The 23,114-nt window shown below is 59.3% G+C and carries 20 protein-coding genes and 2 pseudogenes; 6 read left to right on the forward strand and 16 right to left on the reverse strand.

From position 1 onward, the window contains the following. Positions 1–60 precede the first annotated feature (60 nt). The 8 genes from B0G69_RS31620 to B0G69_RS31655 form a co-directional block, all read right to left on the reverse strand. On the reverse strand, positions 61–483 hold the full coding sequence (locus tag B0G69_RS31620; RefSeq protein ID WP_121324010.1) for a phage tail protein: 423 nt from the start codon (positions 481–483) through the stop codon (positions 61–63). Positions 484–493: 10 nt separating this feature from the next. After that, a complete protein-coding gene (locus tag B0G69_RS31625; RefSeq protein ID WP_121324011.1) occupies positions 494–679 on the reverse strand; it encodes a DUF6760 family protein in 186 nt (61 codons plus the stop codon). Next, positions 676–1,065 (reverse strand): hypothetical protein, encoded by a 390-nt coding sequence (locus B0G69_RS31630; protein ID WP_241991573.1) that lies wholly within the window; start codon positions 1,063–1,065, stop codon positions 676–678. Before B0G69_RS31630 ends, B0G69_RS31625 begins: the two co-directional genes overlap by 4 nt. A gap of 21 nt (positions 1,066–1,086) precedes the next feature. Beyond that, on the reverse strand, positions 1,087–1,521 hold the full coding sequence (locus tag B0G69_RS31635) for a phage tail protein (protein ID WP_121324012.1): 435 nt from the start codon (positions 1,519–1,521) through the stop codon (positions 1,087–1,089). Between the two features lie 18 nt (positions 1,522–1,539). Beyond that, positions 1,540–3,108 carry a phage tail sheath family protein gene (locus tag B0G69_RS31640; protein WP_121324013.1) on the reverse strand — a complete coding sequence of 523 codons (1,569 nt, stop codon included), beginning with the start codon at positions 3,106–3,108 and terminating at the stop codon, positions 1,540–1,542. Between the two features lie 80 nt (positions 3,109–3,188). Next, entirely contained in the window at positions 3,189–3,866 is a 678-nt protein-coding gene (locus B0G69_RS31645) for a carboxypeptidase-like regulatory domain-containing protein (protein ID WP_121324014.1), read from the reverse strand. Between the two features lie 10 nt (positions 3,867–3,876). Continuing rightward, positions 3,877–4,449 carry a DUF4255 domain-containing protein gene (locus B0G69_RS31650; RefSeq protein ID WP_121324015.1) on the reverse strand — a complete coding sequence of 191 codons (573 nt, stop codon included), beginning with the start codon at positions 4,447–4,449 and terminating at the stop codon, positions 3,877–3,879. 5 nt (positions 4,450–4,454) lie between these two features. After that, positions 4,455–6,983: an ATP-binding protein gene (locus B0G69_RS31655; protein ID WP_121324016.1), complete on the reverse strand. Its 2,529-nt coding sequence runs from the start codon at positions 6,981–6,983 to the stop codon at positions 4,455–4,457. A gap of 1,017 nt (positions 6,984–8,000) precedes the next feature. Between B0G69_RS31655 and B0G69_RS31665 the strand changes: the two genes are divergently transcribed. Together B0G69_RS31665 and B0G69_RS41530 are read left to right on the forward strand one after the other, a co-directional pair. Then, the gene (locus B0G69_RS31665; protein ID WP_241991574.1) at positions 8,001–9,134 is read left to right on the forward strand and encodes a tyrosine-type recombinase/integrase; all 1,134 of its coding nucleotides are present in this window, start codon (positions 8,001–8,003) and stop codon (positions 9,132–9,134) included. Further along, positions 9,131–9,457: a hypothetical protein gene (locus B0G69_RS41530; RefSeq protein ID WP_199731445.1), complete on the forward strand. Its 327-nt coding sequence runs from the start codon at positions 9,131–9,133 to the stop codon at positions 9,455–9,457. The genes B0G69_RS31665 and B0G69_RS41530 overlap by 4 nt, the downstream gene beginning before the upstream one ends. A gap of 419 nt (positions 9,458–9,876) precedes the next feature. Here B0G69_RS41530 and B0G69_RS31675 read toward each other — a convergent pair whose 3' ends face one another. The 7 genes from B0G69_RS31675 to B0G69_RS31705 form a co-directional block, all read right to left on the reverse strand. Then, positions 9,877–11,319: an ISNCY family transposase gene (locus B0G69_RS31675; RefSeq protein ID WP_121322156.1), complete on the reverse strand. Its 1,443-nt coding sequence runs from the start codon at positions 11,317–11,319 to the stop codon at positions 9,877–9,879. Between the two features lie 125 nt (positions 11,320–11,444). Further along, a complete protein-coding gene (locus B0G69_RS31680) occupies positions 11,445–11,738 on the reverse strand; it encodes a hypothetical protein (RefSeq protein ID WP_121324017.1) in 294 nt (97 codons plus the stop codon). 393 nt (positions 11,739–12,131) lie between these two features. Further along, positions 12,132–12,338, reverse strand: a complete 207-nt coding sequence (locus B0G69_RS31685) for a hypothetical protein (RefSeq protein ID WP_121324018.1) — start codon at positions 12,336–12,338, stop codon at positions 12,132–12,134. An 889-nt stretch (positions 12,339–13,227) separates the two neighbouring features. After that, complete coding sequence (locus B0G69_RS31690; protein WP_347232541.1) at positions 13,228–14,517, reverse strand: MFS transporter; 1,290 nt, start codon at positions 14,515–14,517, stop codon at positions 13,228–13,230. Positions 14,518–14,743: 226 nt separating this feature from the next. Beyond that, positions 14,744–15,313 (reverse strand): GNAT family N-acetyltransferase, encoded by a 570-nt coding sequence (locus B0G69_RS31695; protein ID WP_121324019.1) that lies wholly within the window; start codon positions 15,311–15,313, stop codon positions 14,744–14,746. A gap of 344 nt (positions 15,314–15,657) precedes the next feature. After that, a protein-coding gene (locus tag B0G69_RS31700) for an IS3 family transposase (RefSeq protein ID WP_199731125.1) occupies positions 15,658–16,835 on the reverse strand; the annotation gives its coding sequence in 2 pieces (ribosomal slippage) (positions 15,658–16,568 and positions 16,568–16,835; 1,179 coding nt in all). A gap of 65 nt (positions 16,836–16,900) precedes the next feature. Further along, the gene (locus B0G69_RS31705; protein ID WP_147440795.1) at positions 16,901–17,671 is read right to left on the reverse strand and encodes a hypothetical protein; all 771 of its coding nucleotides are present in this window, start codon (positions 17,669–17,671) and stop codon (positions 16,901–16,903) included. 248 nt (positions 17,672–17,919) lie between these two features. On the opposite strand from B0G69_RS31705, the gene B0G69_RS31710 reads away from it, so the two are divergent. The 3 genes and pseudogenes from B0G69_RS31710 to B0G69_RS31720 form a co-directional block, all read left to right on the forward strand. Then, a complete protein-coding gene (locus B0G69_RS31710; RefSeq protein ID WP_121324021.1) occupies positions 17,920–18,264 on the forward strand; it encodes a BON domain-containing protein in 345 nt (114 codons plus the stop codon). 1,209 nt (positions 18,265–19,473) lie between these two features. Next, positions 19,474–21,261, forward strand: coding sequence for a serine hydrolase (locus B0G69_RS31715; RefSeq protein ID WP_121324022.1), 1,788 nt, complete (start codon positions 19,474–19,476; stop codon positions 21,259–21,261). Positions 21,262–21,364: 103 nt separating this feature from the next. Beyond that, positions 21,365–21,724: pseudogene (locus B0G69_RS31720) on the forward strand (GNAT family N-acetyltransferase); the annotation flags it as partial. On the opposite strand, the gene B0G69_RS31725 reads toward B0G69_RS31720, so the two are convergent. Then, positions 21,719–22,810 (reverse strand): IS630 family transposase, encoded by a 1,092-nt coding sequence (locus B0G69_RS31725; protein ID WP_121321042.1) that lies wholly within the window; start codon positions 22,808–22,810, stop codon positions 21,719–21,721. The pseudogene B0G69_RS31720 and the gene B0G69_RS31725 sit on opposite strands and share 6 nt — an antisense overlap. Before the next feature lie 71 nt (positions 22,811–22,881). On the opposite strand from B0G69_RS31725, the pseudogene B0G69_RS31730 reads away from it, so the two are divergent. Further along, positions 22,882–23,100: pseudogene (locus B0G69_RS31730) on the forward strand (GNAT family protein); the annotation flags it as partial. Positions 23,101–23,114: the final 14 nt, after the last annotated feature.

Raw genomic sequence — 23,114 nt, forward strand, 5'->3', positions numbered from 1 at the left:
GCCAAGGCCGGTGGAGCCGCTGACCCGCCGTGCGCAGCCTTGGAGCGGGGGGGGCGACTCTCATGCCTTCCTCATGCCGTGGTGCGCGAATTCAACGCTTTCGACTGTCACCTGAGAGCCGGCCGCGTCGAAATCCGAAATGCTCCATTTCACCGGGAAGGCGCCGTCCACATACCAGCGCCAGACATCGCTGCCGGTTTCATCGCGCAGGGCGATGGTGATCTTGTGCCGTTGCACCGTTCCGCCAACGACGTCGTCGTGCCAGGTCCACAGCGAGTCGGCGAGAAGGCCGCGTTCGAGCACCAGGTTGCCGAAGGTGGTGAGGGTGGCCAGCTTATGCTCGAAGTCGTTCACGCCACCTTCCCGGTAGGTTTCATAGCGGGTTTCGCGCGCAATGCCCTTGACGCGCGAAAAACCGCCCACGGTGATGCCTTCCACCTCAATCTGGAATCGAAAGCCTTGGTAGGGGTCGCGTCGGTTCATGGTGCTTTCGTCAATTCAGGGCGTCCAGCGTGATTTCGGGCGCGGTGTCCATGCGGCGGTTGATCTCCGACAACTCCTTGCACCAGCGTCTGCGTTCGCTATGTTCGAGATGCATGAGTTCGTCCCGTCCCCAATGAAAATAGAATGCGATGAAGGCCATTTCCTCGTAGAGACGGGCGCGAGGATAGACCTTCAGACTTCCCCCACGGCGTCCACCCTTTCGCCGGCCAGACGCGGAAGAAGACTGGCAAGCGAGGTGCCCCCGTCGCTGTCCTCGACGGCGTTGAACTGCTCATAGAGGCGCTGCAGGTAATCGAAGTCGCCGGCGTACAGGCCCTCAATCACCTTGACGTCGACGTCGGTCAGCGAGCCCAGCTTGACGATCACGCGCGACAGCACGATCACAGCGAGATAGGCCGGGTTCTGCTGCACGCGCGGATCGCGCAGGGGCAGGATTTCGTCAGCCGCCGTGGCAAGCCGCATGGCGCCACGCCGGTGCAGAACTCCAGCGGTATCCAGGTAGCCCTTGGGCAGCGTGAATTCGGTCTCCGTGGCAAAGCGCATGCTGGTGGTTGGATTCATGTCGGTGTCCTCGCGGTTGCATCACGCCACACGCTCGATGCCTTCGTTGGCTAGCTCAAGCGTCTCGATCATGACGTCGTTGCCCTTGCCGTTGAGCGCGCCAGGCGTGTACTTAATCGGCCAGGCGTCGCTTATGACGAAGCGCAGCTTGTCGGCGCCGCCTTCGTCGATCACGACGACGACGACCTTCTTGCGATTGGCGATGCTGCCCTGTTGCACGGTGTCGGCGTGCCACTTGTAGAGGTCCATGGAATCGGTCACGCCCCACTTGAGCGTGACGTTCGCGAACTTGGTCAGCCCCGAGAGCTTGCGCAGATGGGGTGGTTCGTTGCCTTCCCGGTAGTCGATTGCATCGGTCGTCGTATCGGCGACGGTCACCTCGCTGAAGCCGGCCTGCTGGATGCCGTCGATCTCAAGGCGAAACCGAAAATTGCGTAGTGGATCCTTGCGTGCCATTTCAATGTCTCCGTCGTGTCAGGTTTGGGCTTCCTGCGTCATCTGGTAGATGCGGAAGATCACGAATTCGGCCGGCCGGACGGGAGCCACGCCGATCTCGCAGATCAGCCGACCGTTCAGGATGTCGTCCTGGGTCATGGTCGAACGATCGCAGGCGATGCGAAACGCCTCGGCCTCGGTCAGACCCATCAGTGCGCCGGCGCGCCATTGGGTACGAAGGAAGAGACGGATCGTGTCCTTGACGCGCGCCCAGAGCTTCTCGTCATTGGGCTCGAACACCACCCACTGGGTGCCGTCATAGATCGAATGCTCGAGAAAGATCAGGAGCCGACGCACCGAAATGTATTTCCACAGCGCATTGGAAGACATCGTTCGCGCGCCCCAGAGTAGGATCCCGCGGCCCGGAAACTGACGTGTCGCATTGACGCCGAGCGGGTTCAGCGTCTCCTGCGTTGCCTGGTCGACGTTGTACTCGAGATCGAGCGCACCTCGGACCGGCTCGTTGGCCGGCGCCTTGAAGACGCCGCGATTGTCGTCGCTGCGGGCGTAGATGCCGAGCACGGCGCCGCAGGGGGGCACCTTGACCGGCGCACCGGTCTTGGGATCCGATACCCAGATCCATGGGTAGTAAAACGCGGCGTAGGTGGTGTCCTGCAGATTGGTGCGCGGATCGAGCTTGGTGGCGTCTCCCTGGCCAGGATCGCAGTCGATGACGGCGAAGCGAAAGCGCTCGTCCTCGCAGTGGCTAATGACTTCCTTGGCCACGTCGGGGGTTACGTTGGGCGCGTAGACGAGGGCCGTGTCGCGGTACTGATCCAAACGCAGCGCCGCCAGACCTACGCGTTTCGTCGGGTCGGGATCGATGCCGCGATACTGGACCACCGTCGGCGGATTGCCGGCCGCTCCGCCCTGGTCGAGTGCACTCGTTCCCGTCTGTATCGGCTGGTTGTTTCCCAAACTGGAAAACAGGATTAGTCCGGAGTTGTTCGTGACGCGCTTCAAAAAGTAGTTGGGCGAACCCGCATCGTCGAGCACTACGTCGTCGAAGTCCTCCGTTTGCGTCGGCGGAACGGCAAGCTTCTGGCCAGAGATGAAAGGATCGGGAAGGGGATTTGGCGGCGTGGGATCGGCGGCCCAATAGGCGATCTGCAGATGGATGCCGACGGGTGCGCCGGGTTGAGCCGGCTGTCCACCCTGCGCCGGCTGGCCTGCCTTCTTGGTGGTGGAATCGCTGATCTTGACGAACACGCGCTTGCCCCAGTCGCCAGGCCCAATCGCCTCCACGTGGTAGCCTCCGAAATCGTGAAAGGCCGCGGTGGCACCAACGTTGGGAATGCGAGCGAGGTAGCAGCGCGTGCCTCCATTCTCGAAGAACGCGTTCACGGCGTGCGGCATGAACTGATTCGGATCGAACACGCTGCCGAACTGCCTCAGATAATCGTTGTAGCTGGTTAGCAGCGCAGGCATGAGCGTTCCGCGTTCGGTCTGACCGAGAAAGGCCGCGGTGTTGGTTGACACGCCTTCGATCGGCACGGGACCGCGTTCAATCTCCTCGACGTATACGCCTGGGGCGAGATATTGAGTCATGGGGCCTCCTCAAGAGAAAGTGCGGCAGTCTATCGGTCGTGGCGTTGGGCTAACGTGGCGATCGCTGGATCGGTCAGTCGTCATTTCATGTCGCTCCAGGCTAGGGGATTCGGCAAGTCGATGAGCGCGCCGTCGACGACGGAACGCTGGATGTCCGAGCGCGCCAGGCCGTCGCGCCTGACCAGGATCTGGATCGAGAGCTTCCCCTGGTTCAAGGTCGGCTTCGAGGAAGTGGGAGGACGCAGCATCAAGGCGAATTCGCCGGCAGCATCGGTGATCGCGGTCATTGGCGACGCGACCTGGACCGCGCCGCCCTTGGCGTCCATTTCCCACGTTAGCGCGACCGTGGCACCCGCGACGGGGGCGGCCCCCGGATCAGCACTCTCGCGCAGCCGGCCGCGGATGACAGTCAATCCGTCCGGAAAGGGATAGGCCGGCGTCGGCGTCAGCACGATGCGCGTCAGTCGCTGAGCCCAGGGGACCTGCGTCACGTCTGCGGGCTTGGGAGGGGCGCCTTGGGACACGGCCTGGTAGGAACCTGTGTCGACGCTTACGTCGTAGCGGTTCGGCCATGCGTCGAGTTCGCGCAGCCAGACATAACGACCGCTCCAACTTATGATTGGTACGCCGGCCAAGCCTTGCGCGAGCACCGACAGACCGCGATTCACGTTGGAGAGAATTACGGGATCGAACAGTTCCACGGCCACTAGAACCTGACGTTTGATGGTCTCGGGCGCGAGCAGCGTGGACGTGGACACAATGGCTCTCCTATGCGCTGAAACCGACCACCAGACGTTCGTCCGTGACCGGCGGCGCCTGGCTGGGGGCGAGGACAGGATCGATCCAGACCGGCGAAGCCAGATACAGCACCGAGGTGCGATAGTTGACGGTGGGAAACAGGGCCCAGATGCGGCTCAGCTCTTCGCTGGTTGCCGTGTCGAGCGTGAGCCTCACCGTTTCGCCTTCGACCGGGCTGCCGCTCAAAACGGCCGCATCATTCAAGGACTGCATGGCGAATCCGAGCACGCGCAGTTCGTCCGGCTCGGCGGCTTGCTGCCGCCCCACCGTGACGAGATAGTGGAGATCCAGGGGCAGGGCGGTGGCGTATACGTGCTCGGTGTCGTTGGCGTTGGCCGGTCCCACCACGTGATCGGTATTGCGCAAGGCCTGGCTGGCGGTCACGCGATAGAGAAACAGGACCAGCGCCGCGTTGTTGGCTTGGGGGTCGTCGAGCGGGCCGACGAAGGGAGACTGGTTGCCCACCACGCCGGCCGCGACGAGCGCGGTCTTTAACTGCGCCGCGATCGCAAGCGTGACGTTCTGGATGGCGAGTGCATCCATGGTTGTCAGGCCGCCAGTTCGCCGAGCTCGCGCTCGAGACGCGGCATGCCGATCTTGAGCGCCTCGGCGCGTGTTGCCGCGAGTACGTGCCGCATGTGGATGGCCGAACCTTCGGCGGCCGCGCTGAAGGCGGCACGCAACGTGATCTGGCGAATGCTTCCGCCGGGAAGCTCGGCCCTGCGGGCAAGGAAATGCAGATCCAGATCTTCGCCCAGCGGTGCGCTCGAAGGTAGGCACTGACGCCAGATGCGTTCGCGCGCGTCGGCGTCGGGCATGGGGAATTCGACGATGAAGCGCAGACGGCGCAGGAAGGCGCTGTCGATGTTACGTCCCAGGTTCGAGGTCAGGATGGCCAGGCCAGAGAACATCTCGACGCGCTGAAGCAGGTAGGCGGTTTCGAAATTCGCGTGTCGATCATGCGAGTCCCTGACCGGTCCGCGCGCGCCGAACAGTGATTCCGCCTCGTCGAACAACAGGATCGCACCGGCTTTCTCAGCTTCGAGAAATACGGCGTCCAGATGTTTCTGGGTCTCGCCCACATATTTGCTCACCACGCGCGACAGGTCCACCGCGAAGACCCAGCGGCGCAACGCGTGCCCGATGGCGCGGGCGGCCATGGTCTTGCCGCAGCCGCTCGGTCCCATGAACAGCGCCGCCACGCCGCGACCATAGGGCAATTTGGCGCCGAATCCCCAGTCGTGCAGCACCTGGTCCGCGTACACCACGTGGGACACGATGTCGTCGAGCTGATTGCGCCGGTCGTCCGGCAGGATGACGTCGTCGAGTTTGAAGGAGGGTGCGAGGCGTGTTGCCAGTCGGGGCAATTCGGGGCTCGCCACCGCTTGCAAGGCCTCGGCAAGCGTTGCGGCCTGTTCCTCTTCGGGCTGGTTGACCTGCGCGCCGTTCGCACAGGCGAGGCGCAACGCGCGATCGAGCGCATCCAGCGGCAAGGGATACGCGGCGGCCAGCCGCTCCAGATCCGGGGCGTGGAGTTGCAGTCCGTGAGCCTCCGTGCCGGTCGTCAGGGCGGTCAGTGTCGTGGCCGCACTGGAAGGCTTGAGCCGAATGACTGCGTGGTCGCGCGCTGGCAGGTATTCCACCACGTCGGCAATCTTCGAAACGATCAATGCACATGGGGACGACAGGTCCTCGAAGACGTCGATGGAGCGGCGTATGACTTCCGTGGCCACCGCGGAGTCACCGCCGTTGCGGATATCGAGGACCGGGATCGCGTCGAGAACGCGCGCCATCCAACCGATGCGGAGCAAGGTGTCGGGTCGACCGGTCGTGTCTTCATCACGGTACGCTCCCAGCACAATGCGCATCAGACGCCGGCGCGTGACGGTTGCCGCCTTTTCCAAGACAGCCCTGGAGATCGAGCCGTCGATACCGGCAAGCACGATCCAATGAGGTGACGACGACGCGTTGCGAAGCAGCGCGGTGATCTGACCCACGGCATCGATGTCCTGAGGTGAGGTGACCCAGTTCGCCCCCACCCAGGGTTCGGTCCGGATGAGACCTCGAATCGCTTCGTCGCTGGTCAAGGCGTCGTCCTTGCCCAGAAGCCAGGCAACGAGTGCTGGATCGAGGAGCAGCAAGTCGTCCGCGTGCGGCGGCGTACTCGATTCGCTCCAGAGATTCCAGCGCGAAAGCCCGCCATCCCTAGCGAGGGACATGCGCGTTTGGAGCGATTCGCCAAGGATCTCGGTGACCAGGCTGAGCGTTGGATGACGGCGTGACAGGTCATCGTTCAGGAAGCCGAAGGCTCGCTGGTACTTGTACGAGAGTTCGGGTGCCAGACACAGCACGAACGCCTGGAGCTCGACCGGTGTGAGTCCGAGGCCGTTCCGGATCGCAGCGAGCCGGTGATTCGGCGCCTGCTCGATATGGCCGACCAATTCATCGGCTGCGGCCTGGGTGGACCGGCTCGCGAACCGGGAATCGTCGCCAGGATGAATGGCGTCGCGGGTGAGAAGCGCCTCGATAGTCGTGCCGCTTAATGCCAGCCCGGCCATGTCACCCGCGGTACTGATGAACCGCCGGACGTAGGCCAGAAGCTGGTCGTCGAGCCAGCGCCCGACATGCTGGAACAATTCGGCTTCGCCTCCATCGTCTGCAAGGGGGGGAATCGTTTCCGACGCTGGCGCGTCTGTGTCGACATGTAGAGTGAACGAGCGCCCTTTGCGGTTGTCTCGACCGATGTAGAGCTGGCGGGCAGTCGTCACCAGTTCGTCAATGCTGCGTAATTCCCAATCGAGGTGCGCCACGTTGCGGCCGATGACGACCCGGATTACCACGCTCGATGGATGGTCGGCTAGCAGCTCGGACGAAACGTTCTCCAAATCAGGCTCGAAGCCCACCAGCACGAAGATGTCTGGGATCACACGGCTTTTGCGCAGCCATTCATTCAGACCGTCGGTCCGCAGGGCAACGTTAGAGACGAGCGTGACGTCGTCACGCCGCTGCACCCCGGCCACGATGGAGTTGGCGAGGATGTCGGTCGAAGCCTGGGCGACGAGAATACGCAACAGCACGGCATGACCTCCGTGGACACGCGATGAATCGCGAGTCCCGATGATCACGCTGCGTTCGGGCGCGGACCATGAGTTGCGATGGGTCAGAAAGGACGGCGAAAGGAGCTGTCCAAAGGATCCAGCCGCTGTTGATCTTGTGGCTCAGGCGAAATGGTTCGGGACGGACCAGCGAATGCTGAGCAGGCCTTTCCGGACACATGCCTTCTTTCGGTCGAGGTGTCGACGTATGATTTCTGTCGCACCGGCAGTTCTGGTCGCGGTTGGAGTACCCCCCGGCAGCTAACAGGACTGCAGCAATCGGGAAATTGCTGGGTTGTGGAAACCTCAACAGGCCCGCGCCGCACGCAAGTTGTCGTCAATTGTTGCGGCGCCTGCGAGAACAGGCAAATGACTGAGACTTCGAACACTCGTCCCGTCGCAGTGGTCGCGGACGCCGGACCCGACAATGGTCTGGCGCTCGCACAACGCTTCGCGGCCGCTGGCTTCGCCGTAGCTCTTCTTGGACGCGATACCGGCAAGATCGAAGCGCCGCGACGCAGGTCTTTGGATTAGGGTGTTTAACACTGCCTGATCGTTGCAATTTCAACGTGTTTCAGCACGCTTGCTGCTTCAGCTAGTAGCAACATCGTAATCACCGAAAAGCTGCCGTAGCGGCTCGCGAACCAGTTAGTTGCCGACGCCGTTGGTATTTGCGAAAGCCGCTGGTATTCCGTGACGGCTAGTCGCAGAGAGCGGTGGGCGTCACACCGAAGTGACGTTTGAACATTGTGGGGAGGAGCTTTGTTGCAGGACACGCGTTGCTTGCCGCTTGCATGACGTGACGGCTTTGAACGCAGGTTTCCGATTGGAGAGTCCGGCAAAATTTCTGACCGGACGGAAGGGAAACAGCCCCAACCATGTTTGGACCGGTGACAAAGACATGTTGACAATTGCAGTTCCACAGACAACGAAGTTGAAACTTTATAGAGAGTGATTTCCGCGATTACACCGTTCCGCGCTGTTCCCAAGTGAGACCCGATGGTTTCCGCGACGGATGCGTGTGAGCTCCTTGCTATTTCGCGCCGTATCACGCTCGACAACGGGCGATTGATTCCGTCTGCGGAGGTCGAGATGGCAGCCGATCGCTGGGTTCGTTACCAGCGACGACATCAGCGAATCCTGACGGGAAGGTTCTCGCGCGAACGGTTTATTCAGACCGCTACGGCCTGGCTTCGCTTCCTGGGACGACTGCAGGAGCAACAACCTGCAACGCCGCCATTCGCCGATCTGGTTCAACGGTTCGACAGCTACTTGCGCGAGGAGCGCGGTCTGTCGTCACACACGATCCACAATCGATGCTGGCACGTTCAGGCGTTTCTGTGCTGGCTCAGCGAGCAAGGAAGCAGCATCGGCGAGATGCGACTCGAACAGGTCGACGCTTTTTTTGCGCTGAGACGATTGCAAGGCTGGTCCCGGGTATCGATGGCCAGCCTTGCCGGCGCGCTGCGAAGTTTCTTTCGCTACGCCGGTGAGCAAACGTGGTGCTCGAAGAACCTGGCCGGCGGTATCCAAGGACCTCGTCTGTTCAGCCACGAGACGCTTCCGGCCGGGCCCAGGTGGGAAGACGTGCAGCGACTCATTCGCAGCACCGATACGGACAATCCCCACGATATCCGGGATCGCGCCATTCTGTTGCTCCTGGCGGTCTACGGGCTGAGAAGAGGTGAAGTCGTTGCCCTGACGCTGGACGACGTGGACTGGGAACATGACATCCTTCACGTCAACCGTCCAAAGCGGCGGAGCAAACAGGACTACCCGCTTACGGCTGAGGTAGGTGAAGCAATTCTTCGGTATCTCGAACAGGTGCGGCCTCACATTGCATTGCGCTCACTGTTTCTCACTATAAGGGCCCCGTTCCGCCCACTCGCGTCCACGAGTCTGCACTACCTGGTCAGTCGACGATTGCGGGTTCTGAACATCAGTTGCCGTCGTGGCGGGCCACATTCACTTCGACACGCGTGCGCGACCCGCCTGATGGCTGAGGGATTCTCACTCAAGGAAATCGGTGACCACCTGGGTCATCGCAGCGCCTATGCAACGCGCACCTACGCCAAGGTCGATCTGGATGGCCTGAGGCAGGTTGCGGACTTTGGCCTGGGAGATTTGCTATGAAACTGCCTGAAGCGGTCGCCGCGTACGTGGCCTACAAACTGTCACTGGGGATGCGCTTTGCGACTGAGGCACGTACCTTGAAGTCCTTTTATCGAACGCTCGGCGACATCGATATGCGCGACGTCGACGCCGATCGTGTCCATGCGTTTCTTGACGGCAACCGGCCGTGGGTTGTGCCTGAGTTGACGACTCCCAGGCAAGGTTTCTTTGGTGGGGGTCGCCAATCCCAGGCTTCCTTCAGATCACCCAAAAAGTTTCAACTTTCGGTTCGCTCACGTGCATCTCCGGCCACGCAATCAGCGTCACAATTGCATGCCGCATAGCGGAAATGTCCGCGAAATTCCGGTCGAATATCGGGTAACCAATTCCTACGCGAATTACGTGGAATATCTGATACAGATTGCGTGGAAGCGTTGTAGCTCGCCGGAGCGATTTCCGGCCGCTTGAGTCGCTATTTGCAAGCGACGTAAAAAACCTACTTGAATATGTGAAGCGCTTCTCGTACCTAATTTACGTACTCAAGGTAAATTTGCACCAAAATCGGGAAATCGGCCATGTTTCAGGAAAAATGGTTAGAAGTTTACGTTCACGGACTGCCAGCCACGGTAAAACACGACATTTGTATCTTGCTAGAACACGACATTCTCATATTGCCGCTACAGTTTATGTCGAGGCCAGATTGAAATGTCGGGGTCTTAGCTAGATACAGATGTCGGGGTTGAGGTCGATTCTGGGTGTTGGGCTAGGGTTGTCTTGCGGTCCTTTTATATCTCTCTGGAGGGGTTTTTAGCACCGAGCCTCCCGGGTTCTGGTGTGTCCCCATGACTGCCGCATTCCAGTCATCGAGCGTCACTTCGCGCTGCTTCTTCGTGCCAGGTAGCCGCGCCTTCGCACGCACGGGTTCACCGCGGTTCGTGCGTGACGGTGAGCCGGAGATCCGGCGGTTGTCGCGCTGCGCCTGGAGCGCCTGAGCGACCTGCAGCGCATGACCAAGACGCTTGTGCTCGACCACCGCGCCCTGGTCGATCTCGGCAAGCTTGTCGTACTGGACACAGGGCAGGGCGACACCATCGGCACGGATCTCGATGCGTCCGTCCGGATACTCCCACACGTCGATATAGCGGTGAATCAGCCTGCGGTTGGCCGGCGTATCGTCAAGCAGCCAGATCACGCGGTCGTTCAGCAGCGTCAGTGAATCCGAGACCTTGCGCAGAACCCGCCAGGTCAGGACCGCGTCGAGATCCTCGTCAGCGCGCACGGGTCGATGCGCATCGAAAGCGCTGCGTGGCGGCTTCGCAAAGCGCGCGTTATAGGCTGCCATGAAGGCGGGCGCATAGGCGTTGGCAGCCTCGATGGTGCTGATGCCGCGCAGCCGGAGCTCCTTGACGAGCCGGTCCTGCAGCGTCAGGTGGGCGCGCTCGACGCGTCCCTTGGCGGGGCTTGAGTTCGCGCAGAACGTGTCGATGTTCAGCTCGTACATCGCCCGGCCGAACTGTGTAACACCTTTACCCGCTGTCTCCGAGCGTCGCTTCACGTAAAAGACGCTGGCCCTGTCACTGTAGAACGCCACCGGCTTGCCATGCTGCTCAAGATACGCGCGCGTCGCCTCAAAGTAGCTGAAGGTCGATTCGGTCGACGTAAAGTGCAGCATCATCAGGCGGCTCGTGGCGTCATCGACGTACACCAGCAGCGTGCAGGCCGGCGCCCGGTCCTCGAACCAGCGATGGTCGCTGCCGTCGATCTGCACCAGCTCACCCAGACAGGCACGCCGCGCACGCGGCTGGTAGATCTTCGGTGGCCGCTGCCGGCGCGGTACCCACAGGCCGGCGTCCATCATCAGGTGCCGCACGGTTTCCTTCGACAGCACCAGCCCATGACATTCGCGCAGCTTCTCGCACGCCAGCGTCGGCCCGAAATCGGCGTAGCGCTCGCGAATGGTGGTCAGGGCCCGCACGGCCAGTCCTTCATCGAGCTTCCGGTTGCCGGGCGACTTGCGCTTGCGTGAAGCCAGTCCCGCCGCGCCCGATTCCCGGTATCGCGTTACCAGCCGCTCGACCTGACGCACGGTCAGACCCAGTCGCCCGGCGGCACGCCCAGGCTTGAGCCCCATGTCCACCACGGCCTGGATCACCTTCAGACGGTCGAGTTCGCGCATGTTCAATGTCACCAGTGCGGCTGGGCTCATGACTGGCTCCTGCGACCACGCTGCAAAATGCCAGCTTGCCAGCCACGGTAAAACACGACATTTGTATCTTGCTAGAACACGACATTCTCATATTGCCGCTACAGTTTAATTGTTGATAAATTATATTATGTCAAATTGATATTCTCCGGCGCGTCGCTCTTTTTCCCGAGCAGCTTGCCGGTGCCGGGGGCCGGTTTCACCGCCTCGACGGTCGCTGTGGCCGACTCAAGCAACTTTAACCCAAACCGCCAAGTATTCTTGGCCGCGTTGCTGCCTTTCTTCGCTCTTTGACTAACTTGCGGCGGAGTTTGCTTCTTCGTGGACAACCTTCGGCGCATCTTACTTGCGGTTTTCATCCATAAGGCTGCCGTGCGCTGACGGGCCAAATTTGCTTCATCGGTGAATTTGGCGGCGGGCAAATTAGTTCGTCGCGAAGGTCATCGCGTTCCCTGCGATGAGCGGTTTCGGCGGCGGCGAGGCGCTCGTTTGTAGAAACCAGGAGTGCATTTACAGAAATTGTTTCCAAAACTTGACAGAAATCGTGCCGAAATGGCGATTGCGCCTTTTCGAAGCGATTCACGTGACGAAAAATAGGCATCGGTGACCACGAGCCGGGTAAGCGCGAACAAAAAGTTGCAGATTATCGAGTGTTGCGCAAGCGGTTTCAGAGCATCCACTCCACCGGCAGTGATAGATTCGACGCGGGAGAACCGGCTGCCGCGCAGGAACGCAATGTTCTCGAGCAGATACTTAGAGTGCCGTTCAAGCGCATCGATGTCATCCAGGTATTTAGCCACGCCCAATGAGCGCAACTACTCGATGAATTCATCAGAGCCGAGCGGCGCTTGTTCGAAAACGGTCCACATCGGCAGCGCTTCGGGCGACGCTGTTTCGAGGAGCGCTTTGACGCAAGCGGTTGCGCTCACGTCCGGTCCGAGGAAGAACAGTTCCGGCTCGGTACGGCACAACAGCTCGAAAGCGCCGGCCCCGCCAACAACCGAGACATCCCACACCGGCAATAACTCTTCGATAGCAACCAGACTTCCACACAGCGGCTTTGCGTTCTAGTACGAGTCCATCGCCAGCATTCCGCCCCAACCGTCATGCGCGCCCCACGACAAAGCGGCCACCGAACGCTCAGCGTTGAGACCGTCCCACGACATAGCGGCAACCGGCCCCTCAGGCGTGGACTGCGAGAATGCTGCTGCACATACCGCATGCAGTACGCCGAGGGCTCGCGAGTCTTCGCGTATCTGGCTGAAAGCGAACGGCCCGACAGGTCATTGGCAAGATCGGATTGCGCTGGCGGCCGCCGCCGAACTGGCGCCGCGCATCCTTCGAGTTTTCCGCCAACTACCGAGCGCTTGCTGGCACCGCTCTTTGCAGACGGATGGAGGCTCGACTACCGGTCGCCGACCGTTTGCGACATCCACCGGATCGGCATCAGCTTCGTTGCATAAAAGTAGCGCACTGAGCCGAGCGAGTTCCGGTTTTACCCCGCAAGACGCGCTGTCCTTCGCCAGTCAACTCACCGTCAGCAGCGGAAAGCTATTGCTGACTCGCCCGCGTAAGTCGAAAGCTCGCTCTCCAATTTCGGGGTGCGGCCACGACCTGCCGTCCGGTGAGCAGAGGGAACGCCTGCAGCCCCCCGGCACCCGACGGACGAACTACGCGCACAAATCGGCCATAGCCGACGCTCACTGTTCAGCCGCCGTGCGGCTGCAGTACACCGCGCTGCTGTCGTTCGCGATGAGATGCTGTCGAACGTCGGCTTCCGGGAACGGTGAACTTGTCTTGACGACCCCGAGCGGTCGACTAGCTTTCTACAAAGCGGTCACTCGATCGTGTCTCGGGCAAGTCCGATCCGCACATACACGTGGCGTTTCCCGAGACTTGCCGCGTTGGGATCTACGTAGTTTGTTTCGATTCGGGCACCGCAGATGTTTTGAATGCCTGGGGATATTCGTGACGAAACCAATCTTTCACCTGATCGTGGTTGAGCGCAAAGAATTCTCGCGATCGCGGTATCAGGACAAAACCGAAAGCGAGCAAACAAGTGGCAAAGCCGAAGCATGTATAGACCTCGCCCACCGCCCAATGCGTGAGCGCAGCACCTGCGATCATTGGCCCAAGAATGCCCGCAATCTGCGTGGTCATCATGCTGGCAGCGAGAATGCGAACGCGGAAGTTCTGCGGGATAGCCAATGAACGGTGCGTAGCGCCGACGAGCCCCATCGATGCATTGGCGAAACCCACACATGCAAACGCCAGTATGAGAACGATGGGTGAGTGCGCCCAGCCCGAAGCAGCAAGCGCCAGCCCTTCGCACATGGCGGCCCCTACCCTGACATTGAATCGGCCGAAACGACTGACCAGCGCATCAGAACCACGAAAGCTGCCCAGAAGCAAACCTAAAGATAAGGCCGCTTCGCTAGCACCTAGCCAGAGACCCGATAGCCCAAGTGATTGAACTTTGAGCGGAATCAGCATGCCGACTGCGGGGCCCTGGAATATCCAAACGAAGAAATTGACAAGCGTCCAGCCGCGCTCCAACGGGACGATCCATTTAGCATGCAGGCCGGCGCGCAGGTCTTCCCACCAACGGGCTAAACCGCGATGGCGTTCGTTAGGCTGAGTATGCGATGGAAGCTGCCTGGTCACGTAGGCAGCGACGCCGAGCAAAATGCCGTTCATCCAAAATGTTGCGGCGATGCCGCCCAACGCCAGAGTCGCGCCAGCCAATGCGGGTCCTAAGGCACGGCCAGCCGCCTGCGTCGATTTACGAAGACGAAGCACTTTGGCCAAACGATCCGCCGGAACAAGTTCAGCCGAAATGGTGGAGCTAGCCGGATCGATGAAAGCTTTCGCGATAACCGTCACCATGCCTATGCAGACGATCAGCATAAGCCGGTAGTCGGACAGAGACGCGAGCGTAGCGAGGGTAAAGGCGACGACCATCAGGGCGCACAGACCCCATGCTATCTGCGGCCTCTTTGCGTAGCGGTCCCCAAGAGGCGAAAGTAGTGGCATTGCAAAAATCGTGGTGACGGCAATGCTTACGCTGTAGATCGCCAAGTCATGTGCGCCACCCAGATGAACGATCCACCAAGGGAGCGTGATGTAGCCAACCATTTCTGCCAAGATCCTCAGCAGATCGCTGAGAAGCAGACGGGCAAGAGGGACGCCAATTGCGTTTATGTGAGATTTGATTCCCCGAAACAACGTCTTCCCCCTGTTGAGTTCGATGATGCTACCTCAACATTTTTTGCCGAAATTAGATGCATGCCTCCAGACGCTTGCGTTTCGCTAGTGGACTACATACATGTCCGATTCGCGACTGGCGACGCTTCGGATAGCGATTGTCAGCAATTCACGGCGGTATGCCGCTTGGCCGTATATGGCCGCAGAGGGATCGACGGGTTCGTCAGTGACCTAGTTCAATGCGGTAGCAAAGAGACTCAGCGAGTCCATAGGCCGCCGTCTTTCGGAAGCGCTCGATCAAGACACCATTGCATGCTGCAATAACCCGCTGCGAAGCTATATTTTGGGGGTCAACCGTTAGCTCGACGTAGGACAAACCCTGTCGCCTCGCTTCGCCGAGCATCAAATTGAGCGCCTGCCTGGCGTAGCCGTTGCCTCTCTTCCACGGCACGACAGAGAAGCCGATATGTCCGAGCACGTTCGGCGGCAATTCGGTAGTCCCGGTCTGCCAACGAAATCCGATTGCGCCGCTAACATCGCCGTCCCAAATCCATCGGACAATGCTTGGCAGACGGGCGACGGTCGAGCCATCGGGCAAAGGAATCGGACCGCCCGATGCGGTTGGATCGTCCAGGCCGTCGACAAATGCCTCCGGGCTCACTTCGATAGCGTGCAATTGTTCGCGCGCAGCGACCTCTTTACGAACATTGTCAGGTGACCATCCCGTCTCAAGAGCCGAAACGTAGCTCGGCAGCAATGCGGTCGTAGGTCTCAACAGTTCAATTGCGCTCATTTTGTTCGGTGCGTGTCAGGGAGCAATGATTGTCAACAGTTTAAGTGTTGCCGTCGAACGTCTCAAATTGGCCGAACCAGGAAGTCCGAGCCGCAGGCGATCGCCGGTCGCATCGCCCGGTCGAACTTCTGTAGTCGACCCTTAAGCGATCCCCAATTCACCAACTAGCGGACATTCATGGCGCCGGTTCTTCAGATCCGGTGGGTATCCAAAAAGCACGACATCGACCTGCGGCTCCGCGTCGTCCGTGCTGAGCGAAACGTTGCCGCCACTATTTTGTCCCGCTCACGCGTCTTCTAGTCGCTCGAACAACTCTTTGTGCTCAGCGTAGACGTTTGTAGTGGTCAAGTTATTTCGGACAGGCTGATAGGTTCTTTTACTGTCGGTTTTGCCTCGTAGGCAACGGGCGACAGATAGCCCAAAGTCGAATGCAAGCGTACTGCGTTGTAAAAACCGACGATGTACTGGTTGATGTCGCGCCGTGCTTCATCGTGGTTGGCGTACTGACGCTGCCACACGCGCTCCATTTTCAGGTTCAGGAAGAACCGCTCCATTACCGAATTGTCCCAGCAATTTCCTTTGCGGCTCATACTGCAAACCACGTGATGCTGCTTGAGCAAGGCCTGGTATTCATCGCTCGCGTACTGGCTGCCCCGGTCCGAATGCAGGAGCAGGCCTGACGCTGGCCGACGCTGCTGCAGCGCCATGGTCAGTGCCGAAATGACCAGTGCGGCCGGCATGGTCGGCGCCATGGACCAGCCGACCACCTTGCGTGAGTACAGGTCCAGTACGACCGCCAGATACAGCCAGCCTTGCGCCGTGCGGATATACGTGATGTCCGAAACCCACGCGCGGTTGGGCTCGGCGACCTCAAATTTCCGGTCGAGCACGTTCTCCGCGACAGGTAGCGTATGCCTGCTGTCGGTCGTCGAGACGAACTTGCGCTTCCAGCTCGTGCGCAGGCCCGCTTCGCGCATCAGCGTCCGCACCCGGTAGCGACCAATATGCAGCCCATGCTCCCGCAGCGCATGCATCACACGGCGGCTGCCATAGCTCGCGCCACTGGCGACGAATGCTGCCTTGACGTGGGTCCGCTCCTGCAGACTCTTTGCACTCGGCTTAGCGCGCTGGTGCGCATAGTAGCCAGAGCGACTCACCTCCAACACCCGGCAGGCGTGACTGACCGATACGGCCTCCTGTTGCAAGTGAGTTACCACGCGGTAACTCACTTCAGTTCCCGGGCAAAGAAGGCCGACGCTTTTTTTAGCAGCGCATTGTCCTCGCGCAATTGCCGGTTCTCCGCTTCAAGTTGCCGGATGCGCTGCTGTTCCGCCGTCAACGGCTTGCCCTCGCCGGGGCCGCCCGCACGCTCTGCGTCGTACTGGGCCACCCAGCGCCGCACGGCTGTCTCAACAAGGTCCATCGACCGGCAGACTTCGCTGACCGATAACCCCTGGTCCCGTACCATCCGTACCACTTCCAGCTTGAAGCTGGTGTCAAATTGTCGGCGCCTTCTTGTCATCCTGCTCTTTTTCCTCGTCGATTCCGGATTGTCCCCCTATCGACCTGTCCGAGGAAATTAGACCACTACAAACCGTCCGCGCCGGCCGCTATCGCGGTAACTAGCTGCTTTCGCGGTATCGTCTCGGAAAGGACTTCCACTAGCTGCTTCCGAGCCGCCTTAGCAGCATTCGACCTAGCTGACGGATGTTGAATCCTATAGCACAGAAACTTTCCATGGAGTTCGAATTCCCAAAGCTGATTCTTCGATATACCTCTTTCTTCCCAATTTCGAAGGCTCACACAAACCTTTCCGTCTCCGTCGATCGGGAAGAATTCGCGCCTGATACCGACTGTGTCCATCCCGTTCGCGAATATAACTACGTCTGGCTTGAAGTGATCGAGCTGCACATCCAGTAGCTGCTTGGAAAGGCGCTTGATGAGTGGAAAGTGTTCCGAGGTGCGGGGAGATTTCCCACCAGAATCCAAGCAGAGCAGGTTGGAGTAGATAAGTCCTCCCTCAGTACCGATGCTCCTCGCCAAAGCGCGCATGAAGTTGAAGAAGGTGTCCCCCCTGTCCCGACCTTCCTTCGCCATGGCTTTGTCGAAGAAATCTCGATGCCGAGTAAGCGCCTTCGTTACGTACGCGTTCGGCCCGTCACCCTGGTGCGCGACGTTCCAGCCGTTCCCACCATACTCCCTTCCAATAACCATGATGCGCCGCGCTTCAGGATCTTTCGGTCCGTTCACGAGAAACGGCGTGGAAAGCCTTCGACCTTTTGCCACATCGTGATCAAGGAAGGTCGGGGCTATCGCCGCCAGAATCTCTGAGTAGCGTTTTTCAGGTATTGCGTCCATCGCTTCGTCGCGTGCCCACCGAGTGATTTGGTTGATTGTCGGTGATCCTTGGTCTCGCGTCGAGCGCCGGGAAATGGCCGAACTGAGCCAAAAGACTCGCCTCGCAGGATACAGAGTCGGCGCAGTCGGCTCGGTCGCAAGTTCGCCACCCTGCGCTATCATGGTGGACTCCACGAGGGCGGACATTTGTACCTCGAAGCCAACCCGAATGACGCCCACTGTTCTCGAATCAGGATGTCATAGCCGACATGCGAGACGTGCCACACATCAAAAGCCAATTGCTGATGGTCGCGGCATTCGCGCTCCCCGCGTTCGTGTTCATCAACGGCTGCAAGTCGACAGCGATGCAGGCCATGACCGTGCCGGGGAATCCTGCCACTGACGACGCTGCGCTCGCCGGCAGTGTGAAGCAGGCGCTCGTCGCAGACCCTGGGCTGAGATTCTTGCCGATAAGCGTGGCCACATATCGAGGCGTCGTGCAGTTGTCAGGATACGTGGATGCAGAGGTACAGATTCAGCAAGCGCTTGCCGTGACGCGTGGCGTGGCGGGGGTGCAATCCGTGAGCAACGATCTACACCTCAGGCCGCGATAACGCGCGCTGGCCGGAAAACAGATGACGGACGAGACCGCGATGCCTGGGGCTGCGCGCGACCAGCGGTTTCGTCAAAGGAACAGTGCATTTGCGCCTTGGCGGGCATCGATTGTCAGCAATCTAGGCCTTAGGTTCGAGTGTCTCAAACTGGCCGCGCCCTGCCTGATGCATGTGGCATAGGACGACCCGAAGCGGTCAGCGGCCGTTCTCATCAGCGGCCATTCGGCACCAGTCAGCAGGGAGTTGTCCAAATGCTCCAACCGACTATTTCGGCGGTTGACGAGACGCTAGCTCGGCTCGCTTTTTCAATGCGTCATTCATCGCATGCATGCTAGTAATCGTGTCCCTTAGGACGCTTCGAGTCAGGGTGCCAGCAAGAATGCCGGTGAGTTCTTCAGCCTGGGATAAAACGCGTTTTACTGCCTACGATTTCGAGAATGAAGCGGTGCTCGCCGTCAAAAATGCCGGGACACCAAACGTACCCTTTCCAACTCAATTCTCGAATAGCCTGCACCGCCAATATCTTGGGATGAAACGCCATTGGGTATGGCCCCGTCCCCTCAACAAACTCGATGACGCTACTGTCACGAAGCTGTCCGCGTAGTCGAAATCTCCGGATTCCACGATGGGTAGTCGTCGGTCGCCGTGAGCATCGTCCACACCGTCTGAGGCGAACTGTCATTCAAGGTCTCTGTTTCGATCGAGCCATTGTGGTGCAGTGCCAGTATTGCCAAGAAGCCCAGAGAAACCGTCCCTCAAAAAACCGAAGCATAACGCGCTTTACTATATTCAAGTTGAATTCCTTGCGGTCGAAGAAGTCGCATATTAACCGCTTTGGCCTGTTCAGCCACCGATTCAATAACGCTTCAAGATTCTTGCCAATTCGAGCGTCTCAAATTGGCCGAACCCCCACTGATCCATGTGCGGTCGTTTGCCGATAGCGGCGTATGCAAGGTGCATGAATCGACTCTGAACGGCCTTTCGAGTTTCATATCGTGGCCTTTCAGTATTCACCGTGGCCAATTTCACGTGCGGCCCCGACCGCGAAGCGCTCAATCACCCTGAATCCTTATTCAGGCGACTTTGTTCGCGATTCCGCCGCTGCTTTATTTTTCTCGCTAAAATCACCAGCCACCAACGCCTCCGTCACGCTGCTCTCGATACATTCGGCTTTTCTTACGATCCACATTTAATTAGAAGGAAGACTCTATGTCGAGCGATTCGAGCAAACTAGATTTAGGCGATTTCGATAGGTATATGGAAACTCTCGTGCGCGACTGGCACGTGCCGGGAGTCGGTGTGAGCATAGTCAGGAACGAGGGGGTCGTGCTGACGCAGGGGTACGGCCATCGAGACGTTGTGAACGCGCGGCCATTTACTTCCTCGACGCTGTTTCCAATCGCGTCGAATACGAAACTATTTACCGCTGTCGCCGCAGGTTTGCTGGTTGAACGTGGCCTGCTGAGCTTCGATGAACCGATTCGTAATGCAGTACCCAGTCTGCGGTTTTACGACCAGTCACTTGATGCGGCAGTCACGTTACGCGACATGCTGGGGCACAAAACCGGTGTGCCGCGTTATGACATGATCTGGTACGAATCAGACTACTCGACGAAAGACCTTTTCGAACGCATCCGCTTCATGAAGCCGATTGCTCCGCTCCGTTCGCGGCTCATCTATAACAACATGATGTACGAAGCGGTTGGTCATATCATCAAGCTGATAAGCGGTAAGCCATGGCAACAATTCATCAGCGACGAGATTCTGGTGCCACTTGGTATGCAACGCACCTTGTTCACGTATGGCGACGCAAAAGCCGATGCTCAGGGAGACTACGCGTTACCTTGCTCCGAACGACGCAGCAGCGATGAATTTTGGCAACCACCGTCGCCCAAAGATGACGAGTGCAGTCCGGCGGGCAGCATCGTCGCTAGCCTCGACGACATCGCGCGCTGGTCGATCATGCTGATGAACGACGGCCTGATCGACGGCAAGCAGGTGATACCAGCGAGCGTGCTAAAGGCGACGCTCGCTCCGGGCTTGCCGTGGCCAAACGAAATGAGCGACGTGTTCGGCTTCAAAACTGACCTTAACGGCATCTATGGCATGGGACGCATGACGGCCGCGTTTCGAGGCCATCTGTTGACGAGTCATGGCGGTACCCTGCGCGCGTTTCATTCACAGGTGTCATATCTCTCGACAGAAAAGGTTGGTGTCTCTGTGTTCGTGATTGGCGACCATTGCGCCCCGCTAAGCAATGCGATTGGCTTCGACATCTATAGTCGCGTGCTTGGTCTCAAAGAGACCGACTGGACGGCGCGCTTGCACGACTTTCGCAGGAAGGCAAAGGCCACAATGCGCGAAGCGCGAGAACGCGCCGTGCCGCGTGCCGTTCCGAACACGCACCCGTCACACGATCTCACGGATTACGTCGGCTCGTATGAGCATCCGGCATACGGGCCGCTGGATATTACAACCGACGGCACCCAACTTCAGTTCCGCTTCCGTCAGATCAATCTGCCTCTGAACCATTTTCATTATGACCGCTTCGATACGGCTGATGACGAGACAAATGGCGCGTGGTCGGTTTCATTCCTTACGAGCATGCTCGGCGATATCGATCGAGCGGCGATATGGCTTGATCAGGCGGAAGCCGTGTTCGTTCGTCTTCCAACGCGACCCGACGCGGACGTGCTCGCGAGACTGGTCGGCACGTACGAAACGCCTCTCGGCAGGAAGGTCGGCGTCAAGCTGAGCCGAGACGGCGATATCTCGTTGTTTCATCCGGGCGAACCCGCCGATGTCCTCAAACCACTCAAAGGCCTGCAATTTCGCAGCAGCGATTTTCCGGACATCACGTTCGAATTCGTTGTCGACGAAGAAGGTCGTGTCAAAGCGCTTCGCCACTGGAATGCACATGTCGAGCTGGAGTGGCCGCGCATCCACGACTCCATCCCCGCTGACGCGCTCGAAGGCGATGGGCTGCCCAAGCGTTAGCGCGGCGTTGCCGGCAGACGGCTGTGGGGACAGCTAACTGCCCCGACACGTCGCATGCTCACATACTTCGCTCGAGTCATCTATCCCGATGCCCCACTTCGACATGCCAAGCTTTGAACCGGTCACCTTAATTACCGCGCGCCTCATTCTGCGGCCGCTTCGTCATGAAGACGCGCAAGCGCTGCTAGCAATCTGGTCGGACGCCGAGGCAATGCGTTATCTTCCATTTCCAGCGATGACATCGCTAGATCAGGCAACGGATCGCGTCGCACGTAAATTGAAGACGTCCGTTGTAAGCCAGGATTGCATCTGCGTAGTCGAATTGCAGGCGACCGGTGAAGTGCTCGGCGACTGCGCTCTCTTTAATGCGAACGAGCAATGCCGACGCGCGGAGATAGGTTTTAGTCTCAAGCGCAAGCATTGGGGAAACGGATTTATGCGAGAGGCGGCTTCCGCGCTAGTGTCCCGTTCCGCTGATTCGCGAACAGAGTCTGTGTAGCTTTTCGAGGATGGAATCAGCGGATGCGGTCCACATGAATGGTTTGCAGTTTTCGTTGTAGTGGGAAACGAACTGATCGATACGCTTGATCAGTTGTTTGACCGAGCCAAACGAGCCCCTGCGGATGGCCTTGTCGGTGATCAGCGCAAAGAAGCGTTCGACCTGGTTAAGCCACGAACTGTAGGTAGGAATGAAATGCATGTGCCAGCGGGGCTTTGCTGCCAGCCACGCCTTGACCTTGGGATGCTTGTGACTGCCATAGTTGTCCACGATGCAGTGCACGTCGAGTTCAGCCGGTACGGCCTTGTCGATTTCGCGCAGAAACGACAGGAACTCCTGATGCCGATGACGCGGCTTGCAGGTGGCGAGCACTGCGCCGTTGAGTACGTTCAGGGCGGCGAACAGCGTGGTGGTGCCGTGACGAACGTAGTCATGGGTAACGCCTTCGACGTAACCGAAACCCATCGGCAGCATGGGTTGCGTACGTTCGAGGGCCTGACACTGGCTCTTCTCGTCCACGCACAGTACCAGCGCGTTCTCCGGTGGGCTCAGGTACAGGCCGACCACGTCGCGCAGTTTCTCGATGAAGAATTGATCGGTCGAGAGCTTGAAGCTTTCGCTGCGATGCGGTTGCAGGCCCAGCAGCCTGAAGTAGCGGTGCACACTCGTCGGCGAGATAGCCGTTTCGGCGGCGATCGTGCGCACGCTCCAGTGCGTGGAGCCATCCGCTGGCTTGGTGTGCAGGGTCTTGTGAATCAGTTGAGCCAGCCGCTCATCGTCAATCGTGCGCGGCTTGCCGGGCCGCACTTCGTCATACAGCCCGTTGATGCGATGCTCCAGGAACCGGATACGCCACTTGCCCACCGTGGCACGCGTGATCTGAAGACGCTGGGCAATTGCGCTGTTGGGTTCCCCGGCAGCAGCAGCCAGCACGATGCGCGCACGCGTCACCAGCGCCGCCGAAATCGAGCGCGAACGCGCTATCGAAGTCAGTTGCGAGCGCTCATCTTCACTCAATACCAGGTCGGCCTTCGGTCGTCCCATGGGCATGCTGGTATCTCCCGTTCCGTTGATACCAGCATGCTACGTGAACATAGATTAGTTAACAACAGAACGGGACACTAGTCGAGCATGCATTCCGTGCGCTGAATTTACACCGGATCGAAGCAGATATCGACCCGCGGAATTCAGCCTCCGCGCGTCTTCTCGAGCGGCTCGGGTTTGTCCGTGAAGGGCTGTTGCGTGATCGCTGGATAGTTGGCCATGAGGTGTCAGATAGCGCGCTGTATGGCCTGCTTGAACGTGATCGTCTGGCCTACGTAGAAACTGACCGCCGCTAGACCGGTGAGTTTGT

The sequence above is a fragment of the Paraburkholderia sp. RAU2J genome, assembly GCF_003634845.1.
Classification (GTDB): Bacteria; Pseudomonadota; Gammaproteobacteria; order Burkholderiales; family Burkholderiaceae; genus Paraburkholderia; species Paraburkholderia fynbosensis.

Excerpts from the sequence above, each read along its gene's own strand:
- B0G69_RS31620 (WP_121324010.1), bottom strand. The coding sequence starts at position 483 with ATGAACCGACGCGACCCCTACCAAGGCTTTCGATTCCAGATTGAGGTG.
- B0G69_RS31630 (WP_241991573.1), bottom strand. The coding sequence starts at position 1,065 with ATGAATCCAACCACCAGCATGCGCTTTGCCACGGAGACCGAATTCACG.
- B0G69_RS31635 (WP_121324012.1), bottom strand. The coding sequence starts at position 1,521 with ATGGCACGCAAGGATCCACTACGCAATTTTCGGTTTCGCCTTGAGATC.
- B0G69_RS31640 (WP_121324013.1), bottom strand. The coding sequence starts at position 3,108 with ATGACTCAATATCTCGCCCCAGGCGTATACGTCGAGGAGATTGAACGC.
- B0G69_RS31650 (WP_121324015.1), bottom strand. The coding sequence starts at position 4,449 with ATGGATGCACTCGCCATCCAGAACGTCACGCTTGCGATCGCGGCGCAG.
- B0G69_RS31665 (WP_241991574.1), top strand. The coding sequence starts at position 8,001 with ATGGTTTCCGCGACGGATGCGTGTGAGCTCCTTGCTATTTCGCGCCGT.
- B0G69_RS41530 (WP_199731445.1), top strand. The coding sequence starts at position 9,131 with ATGAAACTGCCTGAAGCGGTCGCCGCGTACGTGGCCTACAAACTGTCA.
- B0G69_RS31675 (WP_121322156.1), bottom strand. The coding sequence starts at position 11,319 with ATGAGCCCAGCCGCACTGGTGACATTGAACATGCGCGAACTCGACCGT.
- B0G69_RS31695 (WP_121324019.1), bottom strand. The coding sequence starts at position 15,313 with ATGAGCGCAATTGAACTGTTGAGACCTACGACCGCATTGCTGCCGAGC.
- B0G69_RS31705 (WP_147440795.1), bottom strand. The coding sequence starts at position 17,671 with ATGGACGCAATACCTGAAAAACGCTACTCAGAGATTCTGGCGGCGATA.
- B0G69_RS31710 (WP_121324021.1), top strand. The coding sequence starts at position 17,920 with ATGCGAGACGTGCCACACATCAAAAGCCAATTGCTGATGGTCGCGGCA.
- B0G69_RS31715 (WP_121324022.1), top strand. The coding sequence starts at position 19,474 with ATGTCGAGCGATTCGAGCAAACTAGATTTAGGCGATTTCGATAGGTAT.
- B0G69_RS31725 (WP_121321042.1), bottom strand. The coding sequence starts at position 22,810 with ATGCCCATGGGACGACCGAAGGCCGACCTGGTATTGAGTGAAGATGAG.